General features: G+C 58.8%; 4 protein-coding genes. All 4 read left to right on the top strand.

Annotation, left to right across the window (positions count from 1 at the left end; all coding sequences use genetic code 11):
- A partial coding sequence (locus PHV01_RS12795) for a proteasome accessory factor PafA2 family protein (RefSeq protein WP_337291542.1) occupies positions 1-437 on the top strand: 437 nt, incomplete at its 5' end.
- A 26-nt stretch (positions 438-463) separates the two neighbouring features.
- Positions 464-1,285, top strand: coding sequence for a proteasome subunit beta (prcB, locus tag PHV01_RS12790; protein WP_337291541.1), 822 nt, complete (start codon positions 464-466; stop codon positions 1,283-1,285).
- A 4-nt stretch (positions 1,286-1,289) separates the two neighbouring features.
- On the top strand, positions 1,290-1,982 hold the full coding sequence (prcA, locus tag PHV01_RS12785) for a proteasome subunit alpha (RefSeq protein WP_337291540.1): 693 nt from the start codon (positions 1,290-1,292) through the stop codon (positions 1,980-1,982).
- 111 nt (positions 1,983-2,093) lie between these two features.
- Positions 2,094-2,787 (top strand): proteasome accessory factor PafA2 family protein (locus PHV01_RS12780; RefSeq protein WP_337291539.1); only part of this gene is annotated, 694 nt, incomplete at its 3' end.

Here is a 2,787-nt window from a genome sequence, read left to right as displayed (position 1 = left end):
AGCTCCACCGCGAGCTCGACTGGGTCATCAAGCACGGGCTCATCACCTCCTACATCACCCGCAAGGGCTGCTCCTTCGACGACCAGCGCGTCTTCATGCTGGACCTGCAGTACCATGATCTCCGTCGAGACAAGGGGCTGTACTTTACCCTTGAGCGCCAAGGATTTGTTGATCGGATCGTCACCGACGAGGAGATCCTCATGGCTATGAAGACCCCTCCTTCGGATACCCGAGCCTACTTCCGCGGGATGTGCCTGCAAAAGTATCCCGACGAGGTCTACGGGGCGAGTTGGAGCTCAGTGATCTTTGATACCGGCGAGGCGACAGTGAAACGTGTTCCCATGACCGAGCCATTGAGGGGCACACAGAAGTTGATAGCCGAGGTGCTGGATCGCTCTGACACCGCCACGGAGTTGTTGGAGAAGATCGCGGTCTAACGCAGGCGCGCCCATTCGAGGTGCCGATGCACTCGTTCTTCGATTCCATGGTTCCGGGTTCGAGTTTTTTTGACCTGCTTCGGCAGAGCCGGTCGGACCTTCTGCCGCAGATGCAGATCCAGCCGGAAGGGCTGTCGCAGGCCGAGATCCGGGAACTGAAGGAGAGCCCTCACGGGACCACCATCCTGGCCTTGAAGTACCGAGATGGGGCGATCCTCGCAGGAGATCGGCAGGCGACCGAGGGCTACCAGGTCTCGTCGCGACGAATCGAGAAGGTATTCAAGGCGGATGATCACTCAGCCATCGCCATCGCGGGCGTTGCCGGCCCGTGCATCGAGATGGCCAAACTGTTTGAGGTGGAGCTTACCCACTACGAAAAACTAGAGGGTGTGATGCTCTCGTTGGAGGGTAAGGCAAATAAGTTGTCACAGATGATCAAAGCCAACCTGCCGATGGCGATGCAAGGGCTGGTGGTGATCCCACTCTTTGTCGGCTATGATGTCAGAAACGGTGAGGGCAAGATCTTCAAGTACGACGTGACCGGCGGCAGGTACGAGGAAACGGATTACTATGCCACCGGGTCAGGCGGGAAAGACGCCCGTTCCACTATGAAGAAGCTCTATCGGGCCGGCATGACTGAGGATGAAGCGATAGCGGTCGGGCTGGAGGCGCTGATTGACGCCGCGGAGGAGGATGTCGGGACCGGGGGTCCGGATTTCGTTCGCGGAATCTTTCCTACGGTGAAGCTCGCTGCCATGGCGGGTCTGCAGGATGTGGCGGAGACCCGCATCAGGGAGATCTGCCAGGCCATCATCGATCGCCGCCGGGAAGCCGAGCGAGGAGCATGATCTAATGGCGCTACCCTATTATGTGTCGCCAGAGCAGATGATGCAGGATAAGGCGGAGTATGCCCGAAAGGGCATCGCCAAGGGGAAATCGATTATCGTGCTGGAGTATACTGACGGAATGCTGCTGGTAGCCGAGAACCCCAGCGCCTCGCTCAATAAGATCTCCGAGATTTACGACCGGATCGCCTTTGCCGGCGCCGGGAGGTACAGCGAGTTCGAGAATCTGCGCAAGGCGGGGATTCGCTATGCGGACCTGAAGGGGTTCGCGTATGATCGGGAAGACGTGACGGCCAAGTCACTCGCCAATGCCTACTCTCAGACTATCGGAAATATTTTCAGTGAAGCGATGAAGCCGTTGGAGGTGGAGATCCTGGTGGTGGAGGTGGCCGATGGAGGGCTACCCAACGAGTTGTACCGGATTGCCTTTGACGGCAGCATCGGTGATGAAAAGGGATTTGTCGCGATCGGGGGACAAGCCGAAGAACTGCGGCTGCACCTGAAGGACAAATATGAGGCAGGGCTTGATCAGAAGGCTGCCCTGAGGCTGGCCACAGGGGCGCTGGAAGCCGTGAGCAACGTGAAGGTCAAGCCGCAGAGTCTGGAGGTGGCGGTTCTGGAGCGCAGTCGGACCGGTCGGAAGTTCCGTCGCCTTTCCCACAACGATCTTACGGCGATTCTTACCGATACCGAGCAATAGATCCGCACGATTCTCCCGCCGCGCACCCCGCGCCTTCCACCTCGCACATATCTACGAAATTCGATTGACCGCTACAGGGCCTTCCGGTACGATAATGGTGAGGTAGTTGCCATGCAAGAACGTATTCTTGGGCTGGAGAGCGAATACGGCCTGATCTCTTCCTCGGCCGGGGGACGGGTGAACCTGTCTGTTGAAAGCGCGCTGGGTTATCTCTTTGAGAAGGTGGTCTCACGCCAGCGCGGAACGAACGACTTCCTGAGAAACGGTGCGCGCCTCTATCAGGATACCGGCTGTCATCCTGAGTACGCGACCCCCGAGTGCGATAACCCGCGGGACCTCGTTGTCCACGACAAAGCGGGCGAACGGATCGTAGAGGAGTTGCTCCTGGGCGCCGAACAGAAGCTCCAGGAGAACGGTATCTACTGCGAGATATACATCTTCAAGAACAATACCGACTCGGTCGGGAATACCTACGGCTGCCACGAGAACTACCTGGTGCAGCGCGGCGTGAACTTCCACAAGCTGGCGGAGCAGTTGATCCCATTCTTCGTCACGCGCCAGGTATTCGCCGGCGCGGGCAAGGTACTCCGGACGCGGATGGGGAATCACTACTATATCTCGCAGCGGGCGCAACACATCTACCAGGAGATCTCGGGCGCAACGACCAGTTCGCGCGGCATCATCAACACCCGCGATGAGCCCCACGCCGACGAGGAGAAGTACCGCCGTCTGCACGTCATTGTCGGCGACTCCAACATGTCGGAGGTCGCCACCTACCTGAAGGTCGGCACCACCGCCATCGTCC

The organism is Candidatus Methylomirabilis sp. (assembly GCF_028716865.1).
Lineage (GTDB): Bacteria > Methylomirabilota > Methylomirabilia > Methylomirabilales > Methylomirabilaceae > Methylomirabilis.
Note: the sequence above shows the minus strand (reverse complement) of the source record. Positions and strands in the feature narration are given on the sequence as shown.

What these genes read in the sequence shown, in the direction of transcription:
- prcB (WP_337291541.1), top strand. Translation starts at nt 464, where the DNA reads ATGCACTCGTTCTTCGATTCCATGGTTCCGGGTTCGAGTTTTTTTGAC.
- prcA (WP_337291540.1), top strand. Translation starts at nt 1,290, where the DNA reads ATGGCGCTACCCTATTATGTGTCGCCAGAGCAGATGATGCAGGATAAG.